The sequence below is a fragment of the Pseudenhygromyxa sp. WMMC2535 genome, assembly GCF_011083025.2.
Map to the genome: position 1 here is coordinate 8,851,506 of NZ_JABJWV010000001.1, position 16,973 is coordinate 8,868,478.

Consider the following 16,973-nt stretch of genomic DNA (forward strand, 5'->3'; position numbering starts at 1 on the left):
GGGCTCTCGACCAGAGAAGACCGACTCAACACACAATCGCAGCTTTCGCGATCATGCTTCGCGATCGTAGAGCCCCCGACTTCTCCCGGCCTTTGCGCCCTGCCAGGAGGACCAATGCAGCTCTCGATACCCATCGAAATCACAGTGAAGCGCGCGCCACACCAGCGGCCTCTACGCGCGTCGAGTCCCCAATTTCGCGGGTTTTCGACACCTTCCAGAATACAAACTCTCATTCCAGACCAGGTTTTCGGACATGCCGCGAAGCAGTCGAAATCACACTTTAATGACCTATCAATGGATGCCAGCTCGAGGACTGGTAGCTTGGGGCCATGGATCTGAAGCTGAAAGACAAAGTCGTGATGGTCGCCGCGGCCAGTCGGGGGTTGGGCTACGGCGTGGCCATGGCCTGCGCCCGCGAAGGGGCCAAGGTCTCCATCGCCAGCCGGGGGCGCGCGGCCATCGACGAGGCGGCGCGCTCGATCCGCGAGGCCACCGGTGCGCAGGTCGGCGCCTACACCTTCGACGCCGGCGAAGCAGACAGCATCAGCGACTGGGTCGAGCGCACCCGCGCCGATCTCGGGCCCGTCGACGGCCTGCTGATCAACGCCGGCGGCCCACCATCTGGAAACTTCGTCGACTTCGGTGACGAGGACTGGCAGGCCGCCTTCGAGCTGACCTTGATGAGCGCCGTGCGGATGATCCGCGCCGTGCTCCCCGACATGCTCGACCGCGGCGGCTCCGTGCTCACCGTGACCTCGTCCTCGGTCAAGGAGCCCATCGACGTCATCTTGCTGTCCAACGTGATGCGCTCCGGCGTGACCGCGCTGATCAAGAGCCTCTCGCTCGAGTACGCCGATCGCAACGTCCGCTTCAACAACCTCATGCCCGGGCTGATCGACACCGACCGCGTCGCCTCGCTCAACCAGGTCCGCGCCGAGCAGACCGGCACCACCCCCGAGCAGGTCCGCCAGCGCCAGGAGGCCGCGCTGCCGATGAAGCGCTACGGCCGGCCCGACGAATTCGGTCGCGCCGCCGCCTTCTTGCTCTCGGACGCCGCCGGCTACATCACCGGGGTCTCCCTCGCCGTCGACGGCGGCAAGATGAAGACCGTGTGGTGAGGTCGAGCGCGCCGAGGGTCCTGCGCCGCATCGGCGTGCACCTCGATTCGCGGCCGCGTCCAGGCGAGTCCCTCCGCCAAAACACCGTATCCAGCCGCGCCAGCGCCAGCTCGGGTCCGCTCTTGTAGACTGAAAAGCCGTGTCGATCGCCATCCACCACATCGACGAGATCGAGAGCGCCCTGACTGGCGCAAGGGTCCGTCGGGATCATCAGGTGATCGACTCGTGGCGGCGCTGCGTCCACGAGCACGGCCTCGACCCCGCGCGCTCGAGCCCGGCCTACATCGTGCCCGAGGGCAAGCTGCGCGAGCATCGCGAGCAATCCGAGCGGATCATCCGCATGGCTCGCAGCGGCCTCTCCGAGCTCTACCGCCAGGTCACCGGGCAAAACTACGTGCTCTTGCTGGCCGACGGCGCCGGCGTCACCGTCGACTACTTTGGCGACACCGGGCCCAAGGATCGCCTGCGCGAGGCCGGCCTCTACCTCGGCTCGATGTGGGCCGAGTCCTCGGCGGGGACCAACGGCGTGGGCTGCTGCATCGCCACCGGCGAGTCCGTGGTCATCCACCAGACCGACCACTTCGACCTCAGCCACACCGGCCTGTCGTGCACGGCCGCGCCGATCTTCGACACCGAGGGCGTGCTCCAGGCCGTCCTCGACATCTCGCTGCTGCGCTCGCCCTCGCCCAAGGCCAGCCAGCGCCTCGCCCAGCACCTCGTCGACGCCACCGTCCGCCGCATCGAGCTCGCCAACATGATGGCGACCATGCGCCACCACTGGGTGCTCCGCCTCGCCCACACCCCCGAGTTCCTCGACGTCGACCCCGAGGCCGCCATCGCCCTCGACGCCTCCGGGCGGATCGTCGGCACCACCCACGAGGCCCGCCAGCTCCTCGCCCGGATCGCCGGCGTCGACTGGCGCACGCCCGGCGCCGTATTTGGCCAGCCCCTCTCCCGCTTCTTCGAGCTGTGCGTGGACGAGCTGCCCAGCCTGATCGCCGGGCGCCCCACCGAGGAGCGCCGCGTTCGGCTCGGCGACGGCTCGGCCCTCTTTGGCCACGCCATCGCCCCCCTCGATCCACCGCCCCGCCCCACCCAGCACCTGCGCGCGCCCAGCTTGCCCGGCGCCTTTCGAGAGCTCGCCGGCGACGATCCGCGCATGCGCGCCCTCCAGGCCAAGGCCGCCCGCCTCGCCCACGGCCCGCTGGCGATCCTCCTGCGCGGTGAGACCGGCGCGGGCAAGGAGCGCTTCGCCCGGGCGATCCACGCCTCGCGCTCGAACGCCGGCCCCTTCGTCGCGGTCAACTGCGCCGCCTTGCCCGAATCACTGATCGAAGGCGAGCTCTTCGGCCACGCCCCCGGCGCGTTCTCCGGCGCCCTCGCCAAGGGCCGCCCCGGCCTCATCGAAGCCGCCGACGGCGGCGTGCTCTTCCTCGACGAGATCGGCGACATGCCCTACCCCCTCCAGGCCAGGCTGCTGCGCGTGCTCTCCGAGGGCGCCGTCACCCGCCTGGGCGAGCACCGACCCCGGCCGGTGCGCCTCAAGCTGATCTCCGCCACGCACCGCGACCTCCCCGAGCTCGTGCGCGCGGGTAAATTCCGCGCCGACCTGTTCTTTCGCCTGGCGGCCGCGACCTTGGTCATCCCGCCCCTGCGCGAGCGCGAGGACCTCGAGTGGTTGATCGACCGCCTGCTGCGCGAGCGCGTCCGTGCCTACGCCAGTCAGTGGGGCGAACAATGGGGCGGGCAGCGAGGCGGGAACAGGAGCCGGCAGCTTCGCCTGAGCCCGGCGGCCCGGCTCGCGCTGCTTCGCCGGGCTTGGCCGGGGAACGTTCGCGAGCTGATCAACACGCTGGACGTGGCCATCGCGCTTGCGAGCGGGTCCGAGATCGAGGCCGCGGACCTCGGGGAGCCGGCTTTGGGGGGGCTGGGCGTGTCGGACATGGCCGGCGGGTCGAGCGGGTCGAGTGAGGCGCTCGCCGCCGGGGAGGCGCGTTCCTTGGCGCCCAGCGCCGCGCTCGAGGCTGTCCTCCACGCGTGCGACTGGAACGTCTCGCGGGCGGCGGAGGTGCTGGGGGTCGATCGCTCGACGGTGCACCGGCGCATGCGGCGGCTCGGCGTCTCCCGGCCGGGGGGCGACGGTTGAACTCACAACATAGCGTCTACTACCCTCAACAGTATATATAAACAGATTACTCAGAGTCATGTCAAAGGATGACTTTTCTGAAAACCAGCCATCAGGTCACCAAGATGGCGCCGCGAGTAGCTGATTCGGCGGCCTTGGCCGAATAAGGTGACGCACCCGCTGTGGCACCCGCTGTGGCGCCCGCCACACCCAACGCCACACCACCCCCTCCAATCCACCAAAAAACATCGTTCAAAGCCTGGCACGCCAGTTGCTCAGCACCGCCGCACAGGAGGCTTTCCCACCACATGAACGAACCCACCCCCCGCGAGCAAGCTCAGTCCACCCTCACCGCCCTCGACGAGGCGCTTCAGGCCCGGGACATCGACCGCGTCACCGCCCTCTTTCGAGACGACTGCTACTGGCGAGACCTCGTGACCTTCACCTGGAACATTCGCACCTCGGAGGGCCACGATCAGATCCGCGCGATGCTCGAGTCGCAGCTCGCCCTGGTCGAGCCCTCGAACTTCGTGCTCACCGATGACGAGGTCAGCGACGAGGCGGGCATCGTCACGGCCTGGTTCAACTTCGAGACCAAGGTCGCCCGCGGCTGGGGGCTCATGCGGCTCGAGGAGGGGCGCATCTGGACGCTGCTGACGACGATGGTCGAGCTCGAGGGCCACGAGGAGCCGCTCGGCAAGCGGCGGATCCTGGGCGCGCACCACGGCGTGGCGAGGAATCGCAAGACCTGGCTCGAGTCCCGCGAAGAGGAAGAGCGGACCTTGGGCTACGAGCGCCAGCCCTATGTGGTGATCATCGGCGGCGGTCAGGGCGGGATCGGGCTCGGCGCGCGCCTGCGTCAGCTCGGGGTGCCCACGCTGATCATCGAGCGCAACGAGCGGGCGGGCGACAGCTGGCGCAAGCGCTACAAGTCGCTGTGTCTGCACGATCCCGTCTGGTACGACCACCTGCCCTATATCCCCTTCCCCGAGCACTGGCCGATCTTCCCGCCCAAGGACAAGGTCGGCGACTGGCTCGAGATGTACACGAAGATCATGGAGCTCAACTACTGGACCAAGTCCACGTGTACGAAGGCCTCCTATGATCCCGAGCGCGACGAGTGGGTGGTGAACATCGACCGCGACGGCGAGCCGGTCGTGCTTCGACCCAAGCACCTGGTCCTCGCCACGGGCATGTCCGGCAAGCCCAACGTGCCCCAGTTCCCCGGCATGGACCGCTTCCAGGGGATCCAGCAGCACTCCTCGCAGCACCGCGGCGGGGACGAGTGGGCGGGCAAGCGCGCGGTCGTGATCGGGTCCAACAACTCGGCCCACGACATCGCGGCGGCGCTGTGGGAGTGCGGCGCCTCCGAGGTCACCATGGTCCAGCGCTCGTCGACCCACATCGTGCGCAGCGGGCCGCTGATGAAGCACGGGCTCGGGGCGCTCTACTCCGAGGAGGCCCTCGAGGCCGGGGTGACCACGGACAAGGCCGACATGATCTTCGCCTCGCTGCCCTACAGGATCATGAACACCTTCCAAAAGCCGGCCTATGACCGCATCCGCGAGGAGGACGCGGAATTCTACGCCAAGCTGGCCGACGTCGGCTTCATGCTCGACTGGGGCGACGACGGCAGCGGGCTGTTCATGAAGTACCTGCGCCGCGGCTCCGGCTACTACATCGACGTGGGCGCCTGCGATCTGGTCATCGACGGGAGCATCAAGCTCGAGAGCGGCCGCGAGGTCCAGGAGATCACCGAGCAGGGCGTGCGCCTGAGCGACGGCAAGGAGCTGCCGGCGGACCTGATCGTCTACGCCACGGGCTACGGGTCGATGAACGGCTGGGCCGCCGACCTGATCAGCCAGGAGGTCGCCGACAAGGTCGGCAAGGTCTGGGGCCTGGGCTCGGATACGACCAAGGACCCCGGCCCCTGGGAGGGCGAGCAGCGCAACATGTGGAAGCCGACGCAGCAGCAGTCGCTGTGGTTCCACGGCGGCAACCTGCACCAGTCGCGCTTCTATTCGCGCTTCCTCTCGCTCCAGCTCAAGGCTCGCTACGAGGGCATCGACACCCCGGTGTACGGGATCCAAAAGGTCCACCACCTGCGCTGAGCCGCTCCCCATCCTCTCCCCAACCGGTCGCAGTGGCTCGCTGCGGCCCGCTGCGGCCGGCCGCTTTCGGGGCCGGCCGCGCCCTTTGACGGCGGCGGCCCGCTGCGCCGACAATCTTGGCATGCTGCGACAACTCAGGCCTACCTGTGTGCTGGTGGCGGTCGCGTCCTTCGCTTTGGCCTGCTCCGACGACGTGGTCGCCGACGCGGGCTCCGAGCTCAGCGGGTCCGATGAGGTCGGCCCCGGCACCGACTCGAGCGGCGAGGGCACGCCCGGGTCGACGGACACGAGCACCGAAACCAGCACGGACACGGACACCGGCACGAGCGCGGAGACAGACACGGAGACCAGCGCGGGCACCGAGACCGAGACGGACACGGGCGAGCTCGGGCCCACCGTCGATCTCGGCGTGCTCGCCATCCTCGACGTCAACCCGACCTCCGCGACCTTCGAGCAGACCCGTCACCCCGACGACTACCCGGATCAGATCTCGGCCTGGTACTTTGGCCACGCGACATGAAGCTTCTGCCGCGCCCAGTTTGGGCGCCTGAACGAGATGCAGTTCGCCCTCGCGGCCGACTACCCCGAGCTCGAGATCGACATCCTCGGCGTCAACGGGGCCGGCTACGAGAGCGGCAACGACCTCGCCTGTGAGGGCAACGACATCCCCTGGCTGCAAGACACGCTCGAAGCCGACTGGTGGGGGAGCTGGAACCCAACTTATCGCGACATGATCATCCTCGATGGCGAGGGTGCGCTCGCGGCGGTCTACAACCTCACCGACAAGCCGGTGACCACCGATGCCAACTACGACGAGCTCTACGCGCTGCTCGTCGAGCTGGCCCAACAATAGCGCCACGAATCGAGCTCCACGGACCCCCTCGGCGGCGCGAGAGCGAGCGCCGAGGGGGTCCGCGCGTCAAAGGAACAAAGCGTCGAGGCTCGCGCGTAGGGCCGGCACCGCCATGGAACGCCTCGCCCTCGACCGCCTCGCCCGCCCCCGCTTCGTCATCCCCTGCCTCGCCCTCGCCCTCGCCCTCTCGGCATGCGACGACCCCGAAGTGGAGGCCCAGACCCTCCCACAGACGCAGCTTCTCGCCGCCGTGATGACGCCGAGCGAAGGTCCGGACACGGACGAGGTGGCGCGCGAGATCATCCACGACGGCGAGCTCGCCCAGCGCTTTGGCCAGGGCGCACGAGCCAGTGACGGTGACAGTGACAGTGACGACGACAGCGTCGAGCCCGAGGGCCTCCGCCCGAGCTGGACCCTGGTCGGCACGACCGAAGCCGAGACCCACTTCGCCGACCTCGACCGCGGCGTGCTGATGTTCGTGGGTGAGCAGCGCTTCACCATTGGCGAGGCGGGCGAGCTCGTCGCCGCGCCCCGCAAGGCCAAGAGCAAGCACGAGGTCGTCGGCAGCTGGCCCGACAACGCCTGGACCGTGCGCATGCGCTACGAGGAGCGCGCGGGGATCTACATGCGCATGGCGAAGTGGAAGGGCAACAACCGCTGGGTTCCCCAGCCCATCCGCGACCTGCCCGAGGACTTCGTCTGGGCCTACGAGGGCAAGTGGCACGAGTTCGCCACGGCCTTTTGGGGCTCGGTCGGCGGTCGCGGCGGCTATTTGCTGGCGCTCGAGGACTACGACAACGAGCGCCTGCTCTTCCGCCGCGTCGCGGGCAAGAACTTCGCGCCCGTGCCCCTCGACTGGGACGACACCCGCGGCTCGGTCCAAGATATCCGTGAGCTGCCCTCGGGTCGGCTCCTGGTGTTCTCCGAAGTTCGCGGTGAGAGCACCTTCGAGAACAAAGTGGTCGAGCGCGCGCCTTGTCGGCGCAATTGCGAGGTCGAGACCCTGGACCTCCCATCCGTGGTGAGCGACCGCAGCTACGGCCGCATGGTCGTCCGCGGAGAGGACGAGCTCAGCGTCGAGCTACGCAACAACGAGCTCGAGATCTCCCAGCAGCTGCTCAGTCGAGACGCGGACGGCTGGGTCGTCGACGCCTCGCCCGTGGACGAGGGGGACTTTCGCGAGCTCGCCGCGACCGCCAACGTGGGGCTGCTCGCGGTCGTCGGCGTCGGCGAGCGCGAGCAGCTGTGGCAGCGCGACGCCGCCGGAGCGTGGACGGCCATCGCCCTGCCCGAGGGCTTCGACGCCCTCACCGAGGGCGCCAGCCTCGATCTCGACGTGACCCGCGTCGACGACGAAACCCTGTGGGTCGCCTTCAACGGCCCCGACAGCCACGCCGTCTACGCCCTGCCCGCCGACCTCGGCTGAGCACACGCGAGTCCGCCATGCAGCGCCTGGTCGCCATCCTCAGCCTCTCGCTCGCCAGCTTACTCGGCCTGGCCTGCGATCCCCTGGAGCCGACGCCGGCCGAGCTCGACGCCGCGACCGAGGACAGGGCGCAGGCCTTCGAACAACGGGACACCGACCCCGACGCGCTCCCAACTACGCCCGAGCTAGCCACGCCCGAGCGCGTCGACGTCGACATCGACCCTGGCGACAACCAAGCCTGCGTCGACTGCCACCCGGCCGCCGCCCAGACCTGGACCGGCTCGCTGCACCAGCGCGCGTGGATCGAGCCGGCCTTCCAGACCTCCTACGCCCGCGAGCCGCTGGCTTTTTGTCGGACCTGCCACGTGCCCCGGGCCGACCCCGAGCACGAGCCGCCCGCGCAGCTCGCCGCCCTCGGGGTCGACTGCGTCAGCTGCCACGTGCGCGACGACGTGGTCCACACCGGGCTCGGCGAAGACGGCGGATCACCCAAGGCGCTGGCCGGTCATCGCGTGGTCCGCAGCGCCGACTTTGGCGAGACCGCCTGCGCCAGCTGCCATCAGTTCGAGTTCCCCCGCAAGGCCCACCGCGCCCCCGGGACCTTGATGCAAAAGACCATGCTCGAGCACGAGCGCAGCGAGTGGTCCGAGCTCGACTGCGCGGACTGTCACTTCCCCAAGCGCGAGGACACAGGCGGCCGCGACCACGGCATGTCCGTCTCCCGCGATCCCGAGCTGCTCCGCGCCAGCCTCCACGCCGCGGTCACCCGCGTCGACGCGGACACGCTGCGCTTCGAACTCGAGCCCGTCGGCGTCGGCCATCGCTTCCCCACCGGCGATCTCTTCCGCCGCCTCGCGCTCTCGGTCGAGGCCCGCGATCACGCCGGACGGGTGATCGAGGTCGAGCGCCGCTACCTCGCGCGCCACTTCGATGCCGAGGTCGATGGGCACGGGTACATCGGGGAGGCCCCCGACGATCGCCTGTCCGGGCCAGCGAGCGTGAGCCTCTCCCTCGCCCGCGCGGACCAGGCCGCCGAGCTGCGCTGGCAGGTCAGCTACCAGCGCGTCGACTCCCGCGACCATGCCCACCCCGAGCGCTCCCAGCTCGCTGGCGAGGTCGTCCTCGCTCGCGGCGTGATCACGCCCTGACCCGAGCCCGGGACTCGACGCGCGACCAACTCGGCGCTCAGCCCTTGGTCCGGGCGCTGCCCAGCGAGCGATCGCGGTCGAGGTGGTTGACCCGCTCGAGCGCGTCCTGGAGCGTGGCCAGGGCCGGCACGCCGGCGAGCTCGCTGCCGAGGGCGACGAAGGCCCGCGCGGCGTCGGGCGAGAGCCCGGTGAGCATGGCCCGGGCGCCCAGCGAGCGCGCCGCTCGGACCGTGCGCAGCAGGTGCCCGGCCGCGAGGTCGTCGAAGCGCGACACGCCGGTGAAATCGAGGATCAGGTGCTTGGCCCGGTGCGCGGCCACGGCCTCGAGGGTGCTCTCGGTCAGGATCCCCCCGCGGTCATCGTCGAACACGCCGATCAGCGGGAGCACGAGCACGCCCTCGCGGACCTTGATCAGCGGCGTCGACAGGCTGCGGATCACGGCGTGCTGCTCCTCGACGACGCCGAGCTGCTCCTTGAGCTGCTCCGTCGCGCGCTCGACCTCGGCCTTGAGCTCGCGCTCACGCTCGCTGCGTCGCGCTTCGCGTAGCCGCTCGATCTCGCTGGTGATCGTCTTGTCGGCGGGATAGACCACGAACTCCACGGACGGCTGATCGCCGAGGATCACGTTCTCCTCGTCGGCCCAGCAGGTCTCGCCGAAGGCGTGGGAGAACACCCCGATGATCTTGCCCTGCATGAAAGGGCAGCCCCAGCAGTCGCCGGTCCCGACGACCATCTTGAGCTCCCAGGGGTTGGTGATCCGCACCCGCGCGAGCTTGCGCTCGGGGTCGTACTCCGGCAGTTCGAAGTGCCCCCAGGAGGCCGTGCCCACGGCCGCGCCCCAGGCCAAAAAGCCCTCGTCGAAGGAGCTCCCCAGCTGCGTGACCATGTTGTGGTAGTCCTCCGCCGTGCCCTTGCTGGACTCGTGGGCGACCAGCAGGCGAAACATCTCCTCGCCGCAGTTTTCGACCAGCGGCTTGAGCATGCGATAGAGCGAGGGGTTGAGCCAAAACAAGACCGCAGGCAAGCCAAAGAAGCTCATGTTGCCCGCGTCCAGCTCCCAGCGGATCGGGACCTGGTTGAGCTCGACTTCGTGCGTACGCTGCTGCATCGGCATGTCCATCGTACACCCGCGCGGACGACGACGACGCGGCGGTGAGCGCACGCTTCCACGCGCCAAACTCACCGCCCCGACTGGGACTCATCGCGCCAACCGAGACTGATCGACGACAGCACCGCGTGTGCGAAGAAGCGCGTGACCGCCGAGTCCATTTAATGAACTAGCGTCTACCCGCGTTCGAGCGCCAGGCACTCGCGGATCACTGTGAGCACTCGCTGGAGTACCGGGCGCTGGTCCCCGCGACGCAGGGCCAGTGCGGTCACCAGATGGGCGTCAGCGTCACGCAGCGAGCGATAGACAGTCCCGGCGATCGACAGCGCGCGCACGCTCTCGGGCAAGATCGCCACACCCACCCCACCCGCGGCCAAGCTCACCGCGGTCACCGTCTCACTGACCTCTTGGGCAACCTTTGGTCGAAAGCCCGCTTGAGCACACAGCTCGCGCACCTTCCTGTGCAGCACCGAGCGCCCGCCCGAGGGGTGCAGCAACAATGGCTCTTCGGCCAGCTCGATCAGCGATAGGGTCTCGCGCTGAGCCAGAGGGTGGTTTTGGCTCAGCGCCGCGACCAGCGGCGTCGTCCGGATCGGCTCGACGCTGAGCTGTGGCGAGAGCGTCTCGAAGTCATCGACGGACAGCACCGCGAGATCGATGCGCTCGGACAAGAGCGCCTCGACCTGCTCGGCGGTCAGGCGCTCGCTCGACAACGCGAGGTGGACGTCGGGCAGCTGACTTCGCAGGGCTCGCACGACCTGGGGCAAGAGCGCGTAGGTGGCGGAACCCACGAAGGAGAGCGCGACCGAACCGACCAGCCCTTCGGCGGCGCGCTGGGCTTCGAGGGCGGCGTCGTTGAGCGCCGCCAGGATGTCTCGCGCCCGCAGCAACAGGCGCTCGCCCGCGGGCGTGAGCTCGACCGAGCGCGTGGTTCGCTCCAGCAAGGTCACCCCCAGCTCCTCCTCGAGCGCCTTGATCTGCTGGGACAGGGGCGGCTGCGTGACGTTCAAGATGCGCGCGGCCCGTCCAAAATGACGTTCCTCGGCCACGCGAACGAAGTAGGTCAGCTGGCGCAGATTCATTCGTTATCCAACTTAATACACTCAGAAAATTGTATTTGAAAGACAAGATACTGACCCCGATTCTGGCCGCCCGCGAAGGGAGGAGAGCCCCATGAGCCAAGTAACCATCGAGAACATCACCAAGGTCTTCGAGCAGTCCATGTCCAAGGACATCCACCCACGCGCCCGTGAGGTGCTGCTCTCGCTCGTGCGCCACCTTCACGACTTCTGCCGCGAGGTCCAGCTGACCCACGACGAGTGGCTGGTCGGCATCGACTACCTGACCCGCGCCGGGCAGATGACCGACGACAAGCGAAACGAGTTCATCTTGGTCTCGGACGTGCTGGGCATCGAGAGCCTGGTCGACGCGATCAGCCATGACGGTGGCGAAAACATCACCGAGTCCTCGGTGCTCGGGCCCTTCTATCGCGAGGGCGCGCCCAAGCTCGGGAAAGACGCGAGCATCTCGCAGCGCGGCGACGTCGACGGAGAGAGCATGCGCATGGCCGGCAAGGTCACTGATCCTTCGGGCAACCCGATCGCCGGCGCGACCTTGGACGTGTGGGAGACCGGCCCCGACGGGCTCTACGAGCAGCAGGACGCCGCCCAGCCCGACATGAACCTGCGCGGCGTGTTCACCACGGCCGCAGACGGCAGCTACGCCTTCCGAGGCGTGCGCCCGGTCAGCTACCCCATCCCCTACGACGGCCCCGCGGGCGACATCCTCCAGATCATGGGTCGCCACCCCTACCGCCCCGCGCACGTCCACATGATCGTGCGCGCGCCGGGCTTTCAGTCGCTGGTCTCGCAGATCTACGACACCAACGATCCCTATATCGAGACGGACTCGGTCTACGCGGTCAAGGGCTCCTTGATGGTCGACTTCCAGCGCGCCGCGGCGGGCAGCGAGGTCGCCTGGGAGGTCACCCACGACGTGGTCCTCAACCGGATCTCCACGCCATGAGCACGCGCATCGAGTCGATCGAGGCCATCCCCGTTCGCCTGCCCACGCGCGCGACCGTGCGCTTCGCCAACGGCTCGGTCGACGCGGCCGAGCACGTGATCGTGCGGGTCAACGCCGAGGATGGACACCAGGGCATCGCCGAGGCCTCGCCGCGGCCGATGACCTACGGCGACTCCTCGCCGGGGGTGGTCCACGCCCTGACCCAGCTGATCGCCCCGCGCGTGGTCGGCCTCGACAGCTGCTCGATCGAGGGCGTCCACGCGGCGCTCACCGATCTCGTGGGCAACGTGACCGCCCGCGCCGCCCTCGACGTGGCGCTGTGGGATCTGCTGGGCAAGCGCGCCGGCCTGCCGGTCTCGACCCTGCTCGGCGGCTACTCGCCCAAGGTCCGCGTCGCCCACCTGCTGAGCCTCGACACCCCCGAGAAGATGGCCGAGGAGGCCGTCGAGGTCCAGGCACAGATGGGCGTGCAGGCCTTCAAGATCAAGGTCGGCCTCGACCCGGCCGGCGACGTCGATCGGGCCGTGGCCGTGCGCGAGGCCGTGGGCGCCGGCGCGCTGCTCTACGTCGACGCCAACCACAAGTGGTCGGCCGAGGCCGCGCTCCCGGCCGTGCGCGCCATGCAGGCCCGCGGCGTGAACCTGGCCTGGGTCGAGGAGCCCTCGCCGGCCAACCAGGTCCTCGGCCGCCAGTGGCTGGCGCAGCACCTCGACCTCCCGGTGGTCGCCGACGAGAGCGCCCCGGACGTCCACGCCGCCGCCAGCCAGCTGACCTCTCAGCGCTGCCGGTGGATCGCCCTCAAGGCCGGGCGCGTCGGCTTTCGTGGCGGCCGCGACATCGTCGGGCTGGCCGCTGGCCTGGGCGCGGAGCTGGTCGTCGGCAGTCAGATCGAGGGCGCCCTCGGGGCGGTGGCCAACCTCCACCTCGCCGCCGCCTTCGCGGCCACCTCGCGCTACCCGGCCGAGCTCAACTCCGGGCGCTCCTTCGCCGACGACGTGATCACGCCGCCGGCGATCGTCGACGGCTGGATGCACGTCCCCGACGCCCCTGGCCTGGGCGTGACCCTGGACGCGCAGGCCCTCGATCGCCTGCGCGTCGACTGACCCAACCCAACCCAACCCGACCAAACCGACAGGAGATCCCCGTGCTCTACCTCGCTCACATGCGCGTCAACCCGCCCCACCCCGCCACCGAAGACTTCCTCGAGCGCAAGGCTCAGGAGAAGCAGATGGCCCTCGAGCTCCAGCGCGAGGGCAAGTGGCCGCACCTTTGGCGGGTGGTCGGCGAATACAGCAACTACAGCGTCTTCGAGGTCGCGGACCACGACGAGCTCCACGCGATCTTGTCCAAGCTCCCGCTCTTCCCCTACCTCGAGATCACGGTCACGCCCCTGGCCACTCACCCCTCTTCCCTGGCCGCCAACCCGTGAGCGTCAACCTCGCCTGGCGAGCCGAGGGCTCCCCCGCCGCGCCCCCGCTGGTCTTGCTGCACAGCCTCGGCTCGGACCGCACGATGTGGGATCCCCAGGCGGCGGCCCTGGCCGAGCGCCGCCAGCTGATCCGCGTCGACCTGCGCGGCCACGGGCGCTCGCCCGCCCCGCCGGGGCCCTACAGCCTCGAGGACCTCGCCAGCGACGTGCTGCGGGTCGCCGACATGGCCGGAGCCTCGCGCTTCGATCTCTGCGGCCTGTCCCTGGGCGGGCAGCTCGCGCTGTGGATCGCCGCCCACGAGCCCGCCCGCGTGCGTCGCCTGGTCGCCTGCGCCACGGCGCCGCGCATCGGCAACAGCGAGGGCTGGCAGGCGCGCATCGACGCCGTGCATGGGCAGGGCATGGGGCCGATCGCCGATCTGGCGATCGAGCGCTTCTTCTCGCCAGCCTTTCAGTCCGAGGCGCCGGCGGAGGTCGAGGCCGCCCGAGAGATCCTGCGGCGGACCAAGGCCGAGGGCTACGCGGGCTGCTGCGCGGCCCTGCGCGACGCGGACCTGCGCGGAGAGCTGGGCGCGATCACGGCGCCGAGCTTGCTGATCGCCGGCCAGGCCGACGTGTCCACGCCGCCCGAGTGTCTGCACGCCGCGGCCGAGGAGATCCGCCAGGCCCAGGTCGAGGTCGAGGAGATCCCCGGCGCGGGGCACCTGCTCAACATCGAGGCGCCCGAGCGCGTGACGGCGCTGATCCTCGCGCACCTCGACGACGCCGGCTGAGCCTCACCAGCCGACGCCACACCTACTCTGGATGATTCGTTCCGGGGTGATTCTCTGCGCCCCCGTTGTGACCACAGGAACAACCCGAATCACCAGAGAGGAGAACTGCAGCGACGACGACGACGGCGATGACGGGCCACAGCTCCGTGACGCCGTCATTGGGATGGAGCAAGTCCAACTCCCAGTCCCCATTTTCTCCCAAGGTCCACTCGACGTCATCAGGACCAAATGAAGCACGCACAGGATTCAGGCGACCATAATATTGTCAACACATTCTCCAGCGTGAAGAACATTCATGATGTCGAAACACGAGATTTTCCCCGAAGGCCCGAAGATGGCCTGTAGAATACCTACCGTTCTCGTTGCCCACAGGTATCATGGACGAGTGAGCGAGAAGCAGAGCTCATCCGAGTCCACGCCAGCGAAGCTCGACCTCTACGCAGCCAAGTACATGGCCAGTGACTCGCCTGCGGTCGTGCTCAGCAAGACTCGCGCGAGCTGGCAGGCCCCGGCCTTTGGTAGCGCGACCGCGCTCTTCATCCTGCTGTGGTGCGCGACCCATGCCAGCTTGGGTCTACCTCTCGGACTCCTGCTCAGCGCCGGGGTCTTGCTTCTCAGCTTGTTCTTCGCGGTACTGCGCATCAAGGTCACGCCCGAGTTCATCGATGTCCACTACGGACTGTTGGGTCCAAAGATCCCCCTGGAGGCCATCGAGACGGTAGAGGCCGTCACCCACGGCCGCGATAGTTGGCTCCGCTGGGGGATCTCCCCCCTGAGCCGAGGGGAGTGGCTCTACTCGATCGCCGGAGACGAGGGACGCGCTGTGAAGATCGTCTGGCGCGACGCAGGAGGCAGGCGGCGCACGCACTATCTCGGCAGCCCCGATCACCAAGCCCTCGCCTCATCCATCCGAGCCGCACAAAGGCTCGCTCTCGAAGACAAAGACCTGCACGCACTCCCGGCGTCGAACGAGCCCAGTCAGCCCGGCTGAGCCTCACCAGCCAAACACCCCCGCGACCAGCCCACGCGCGAACGCCCTGTCCAGCGCCTGCCCGTTGAGCAGGCGATACCAAAACGCCCCCGACACCATGGTCAAGAGGATCTCGAGGTCGGCGGTCTGCGGGAGCGCCCCCTCGGCCTTGGCCCGCTCGAGGACCCTGGTGATGAAGGCCTCGCGGGGGATCAAAAAGCCCTCGCGGAAGGTGGCCAGGAACTGGGGGTCCTCCTGCGCCGAGGCGATCAGGCTGCGGATCGCCGCGCCGTCTTGGGCCAGGTGGTCGAAGATCGCCTCGAGCAAGGTCAGCAGCGCCGCGCGGCTGTCGACCTCGTCCTCGGGCTCGGGGCTCGGGGCGACCTCCAAGAAGGCCTCGAGCACGAGGTCGGCCTTGGTCGGCCAGCGGCGGTAGAGCGACTGGCGCGAGACGCCCGCCTCGCGGATGAGCTCGCTGACGCTGACCTTGGGGTAGCCGCGCGCGTTTACGAGCCGGCGCGCGGCGGCCTTGAGGGCGGGGGCCGCGGACTCGTCGCGGGGGCGGCCTGGGCTGCGTTCCGAGCTCAATCTTGCCTGCTTCCCATTGAAAGACTCCGGTCTCGTATTATAACGAGACCACGGTTCCAAAAACCAGCTCGAACCCGAAAAACTGTGTTTTTCCGCCTCGGCTGACATCGGAGCCCGCCACGACGACCGAACCCGCGATGACCCAAGCCCCCACGATCAGCCGACTCGGCGCCTTCTCGCTGCTGTGCGTAGCGACCCTCACCATCATGGTCGGCAGCGTGATCGTCCCTGGCCTGCCCTCGATCGCCCGGGCCCTGGACGTCGACGAGCCGAGCTGGCTGGTCACCTTGCCCTCGCTGGGCGTGGTGATCTTCGGCCCCCTCGCGGGGCGGCTGATCGATCGCATCGGGGCGCGTCCCTCGATCCTGATCGGGCTCGTGCTCTACGGGCTGCTCGGCGTGATCGGGGCCGTGGGCATGCCCCCGCTGCTGACCTTCGCCGACCGCTTCTTGCTCGGTGGCGCGACGGCCCTGCTCATGGCCGGCGGCGCCGCGCTGATCTCCGACTTCTTCCACGGCGAGGCGCGGCTCGAGATGATGGCCTGGCGGGGCATGGCCATCGAGCTCGGCGGGGTGTTCTTCCTGGCCCTCGGCGGGACCTTGGCCGCGCTCGGCTGGCGCTGGCCGTTCGCCCTCTACCTCATGGCGTGGATCTTCTTGGTGATGGTCCTGCGCTTCGTCCCTCGCCCCCAGAGCCTCGGGCCCGCGCCCGACCACGGCCAGGTCGACGGCGGGCTGATCGAGATCAGCGACATCTACCTGGCCGCCGGCGGGTCGATGACCCTGTTCTTCAGCGCGATCCTGACCTTGCCCCAGCACCTCGCCGTCCTCGACCTCAGCGAGGCGATGACCGGCTACTACCTCGCCTTCATCTCCCTGGTCGCGGTGACCGGCGCGGGGATCATGCCGCGCGTCCGCGCCTCCCTCGGCCAGCGCCGGACCTTCTTGCTCGCGTTCTCGAGCTACGTCCTGGCCTACACCGTCTACAGCCTGTCTTCGCACACGGCGGCCCTGGCCGGCGCGGCCCTGCTCCTGGGCACGGGCTTCGGCTTCTCGGTGCCCATGGCCAGCCACGAGGTCGTCGAGCGCAGCGTCCCCGCCCGGCGCGGGCGCAACCTCGCCGCCTTGTCGGTGTCGATCTTCCTCGGGCAGTTCCTGTCCTCGCTCGTGGCCATGGCGATGCCCGGACCGCGGGCGACCTTTGGCCTCGCGGCGGCCCTGGCCGCGATCCTCGGCGGGGTCTTCGTCGTGGTCAGCCGACGCGTGGCCGCGCGCAGGGCCGCGAGCCGCCAGCCCTGAG

At 69.0% G+C, this 16,973-nt stretch carries 17 protein-coding genes; 14 read left to right on the forward strand and 3 right to left on the reverse strand.

The window, feature by feature from the left end:
* Nucleotides 1-329: 329 nt before the first annotated feature.
* The 8 genes from G6O69_RS34155 to G6O69_RS34185 all read left to right on the forward strand — a co-directional run bounded on the left by G6O69_RS34155 (nt 330) and on the right by G6O69_RS34185 (nt 8,781).
* The gene (locus tag G6O69_RS34155) at nt 330-1,118 is read left to right on the forward strand and encodes an SDR family oxidoreductase (protein ID WP_172307657.1); all 789 of its coding nucleotides are present in this window, start codon (nt 330-332) and stop codon (nt 1,116-1,118) included.
* Nucleotides 1,112-1,246, forward strand: coding sequence for a hypothetical protein (locus G6O69_RS40905; protein WP_255215949.1), 135 nt, complete (start codon nt 1,112-1,114; stop codon nt 1,244-1,246). Before G6O69_RS34155 ends, G6O69_RS40905 begins: the two co-directional genes overlap by 7 nt.
* Before the next feature lie 11 nt (nt 1,247-1,257).
* Nucleotides 1,258-3,264, forward strand: a complete 2,007-nt coding sequence (locus G6O69_RS34160; protein ID WP_172307658.1) for a sigma-54-dependent Fis family transcriptional regulator — start codon at nt 1,258-1,260, stop codon at nt 3,262-3,264.
* Between the two features lie 287 nt (nt 3,265-3,551).
* Nucleotides 3,552-5,354: an NAD(P)/FAD-dependent oxidoreductase gene (locus G6O69_RS34165; protein WP_172307659.1), complete on the forward strand. Its 1,803-nt coding sequence runs from the start codon at nt 3,552-3,554 to the stop codon at nt 5,352-5,354.
* Between the two features lie 121 nt (nt 5,355-5,475).
* Nucleotides 5,476-5,874 (forward strand): hypothetical protein, encoded by a 399-nt coding sequence (locus G6O69_RS34170; protein ID WP_172307660.1) that lies wholly within the window; start codon nt 5,476-5,478, stop codon nt 5,872-5,874.
* A gap of 36 nt (nt 5,875-5,910) precedes the next feature.
* On the forward strand, nt 5,911-6,207 hold the full coding sequence (locus G6O69_RS34175; protein WP_172307661.1) for a hypothetical protein: 297 nt from the start codon (nt 5,911-5,913) through the stop codon (nt 6,205-6,207).
* A gap of 112 nt (nt 6,208-6,319) precedes the next feature.
* Nucleotides 6,320-7,633, forward strand: coding sequence for a hypothetical protein (locus G6O69_RS34180; protein WP_172307662.1), 1,314 nt, complete (start codon nt 6,320-6,322; stop codon nt 7,631-7,633).
* 17 nt (nt 7,634-7,650) lie between these two features.
* A complete protein-coding gene (locus tag G6O69_RS34185) occupies nt 7,651-8,781 on the forward strand; it encodes a multiheme c-type cytochrome (RefSeq protein ID WP_172307663.1) in 1,131 nt (376 codons plus the stop codon).
* A 37-nt stretch (nt 8,782-8,818) separates the two neighbouring features.
* On the opposite strand, the gene G6O69_RS34190 is transcribed toward G6O69_RS34185, so the two are convergent.
* Both G6O69_RS34190 and G6O69_RS34195 read right to left on the reverse strand, forming a co-directional pair.
* Nucleotides 8,819-9,889 (reverse strand): STAS domain-containing protein, encoded by a 1,071-nt coding sequence (locus G6O69_RS34190; RefSeq protein WP_172307664.1) that lies wholly within the window; start codon nt 9,887-9,889, stop codon nt 8,819-8,821.
* 176 nt (nt 9,890-10,065) lie between these two features.
* Entirely contained in the window at nt 10,066-10,971 is a 906-nt protein-coding gene (locus tag G6O69_RS34195) for a LysR family transcriptional regulator (protein WP_172307665.1), read from the reverse strand.
* Nucleotides 10,972-11,062: 91 nt separating this feature from the next.
* Between G6O69_RS34195 and G6O69_RS34200 the strand changes: the two genes are divergently transcribed.
* From G6O69_RS34200 to G6O69_RS34220, 5 genes are all read left to right on the forward strand, one after another.
* Nucleotides 11,063-11,914 carry an intradiol ring-cleavage dioxygenase gene (locus tag G6O69_RS34200; RefSeq protein ID WP_172307666.1) on the forward strand — a complete coding sequence of 284 codons (852 nt, stop codon included), beginning with the start codon at nt 11,063-11,065 and terminating at the stop codon, nt 11,912-11,914.
* Complete coding sequence (locus tag G6O69_RS34205; RefSeq protein ID WP_172307667.1) at nt 11,911-13,017, forward strand: mandelate racemase/muconate lactonizing enzyme family protein; 1,107 nt, start codon at nt 11,911-11,913, stop codon at nt 13,015-13,017. Before G6O69_RS34200 ends, G6O69_RS34205 begins: the two co-directional genes overlap by 4 nt.
* Before the next feature lie 41 nt (nt 13,018-13,058).
* Complete coding sequence (locus tag G6O69_RS34210) at nt 13,059-13,343, forward strand: muconolactone Delta-isomerase family protein (RefSeq protein WP_346017121.1); 285 nt, start codon at nt 13,059-13,061, stop codon at nt 13,341-13,343.
* Nucleotides 13,340-14,116 carry a 3-oxoadipate enol-lactonase gene (gene pcaD, locus G6O69_RS34215; protein ID WP_172307668.1) on the forward strand — a complete coding sequence of 259 codons (777 nt, stop codon included), beginning with the start codon at nt 13,340-13,342 and terminating at the stop codon, nt 14,114-14,116. Before G6O69_RS34210 ends, pcaD begins: the two co-directional genes overlap by 4 nt.
* A 385-nt stretch (nt 14,117-14,501) precedes the next feature.
* Entirely contained in the window at nt 14,502-15,107 is a 606-nt protein-coding gene (locus G6O69_RS34220) for a hypothetical protein (RefSeq protein ID WP_172307669.1), read from the forward strand.
* A gap of 3 nt (nt 15,108-15,110) precedes the next feature.
* On the opposite strand, the gene G6O69_RS34225 is transcribed toward G6O69_RS34220, so the two are convergent.
* Nucleotides 15,111-15,674, reverse strand: a complete 564-nt coding sequence (locus G6O69_RS34225) for a TetR/AcrR family transcriptional regulator (protein ID WP_172307670.1) — start codon at nt 15,672-15,674, stop codon at nt 15,111-15,113.
* Nucleotides 15,675-15,811: 137 nt separating this feature from the next.
* Here G6O69_RS34225 and G6O69_RS34230 point away from each other — a divergent pair, with 137 nt between their 5' ends.
* Nucleotides 15,812-16,972, forward strand: a complete 1,161-nt coding sequence (locus tag G6O69_RS34230; RefSeq protein ID WP_172307671.1) for an MFS transporter — start codon at nt 15,812-15,814, stop codon at nt 16,970-16,972.
* The last annotated feature ends 1 nt before the right edge of the window (nt 16,973 follow it).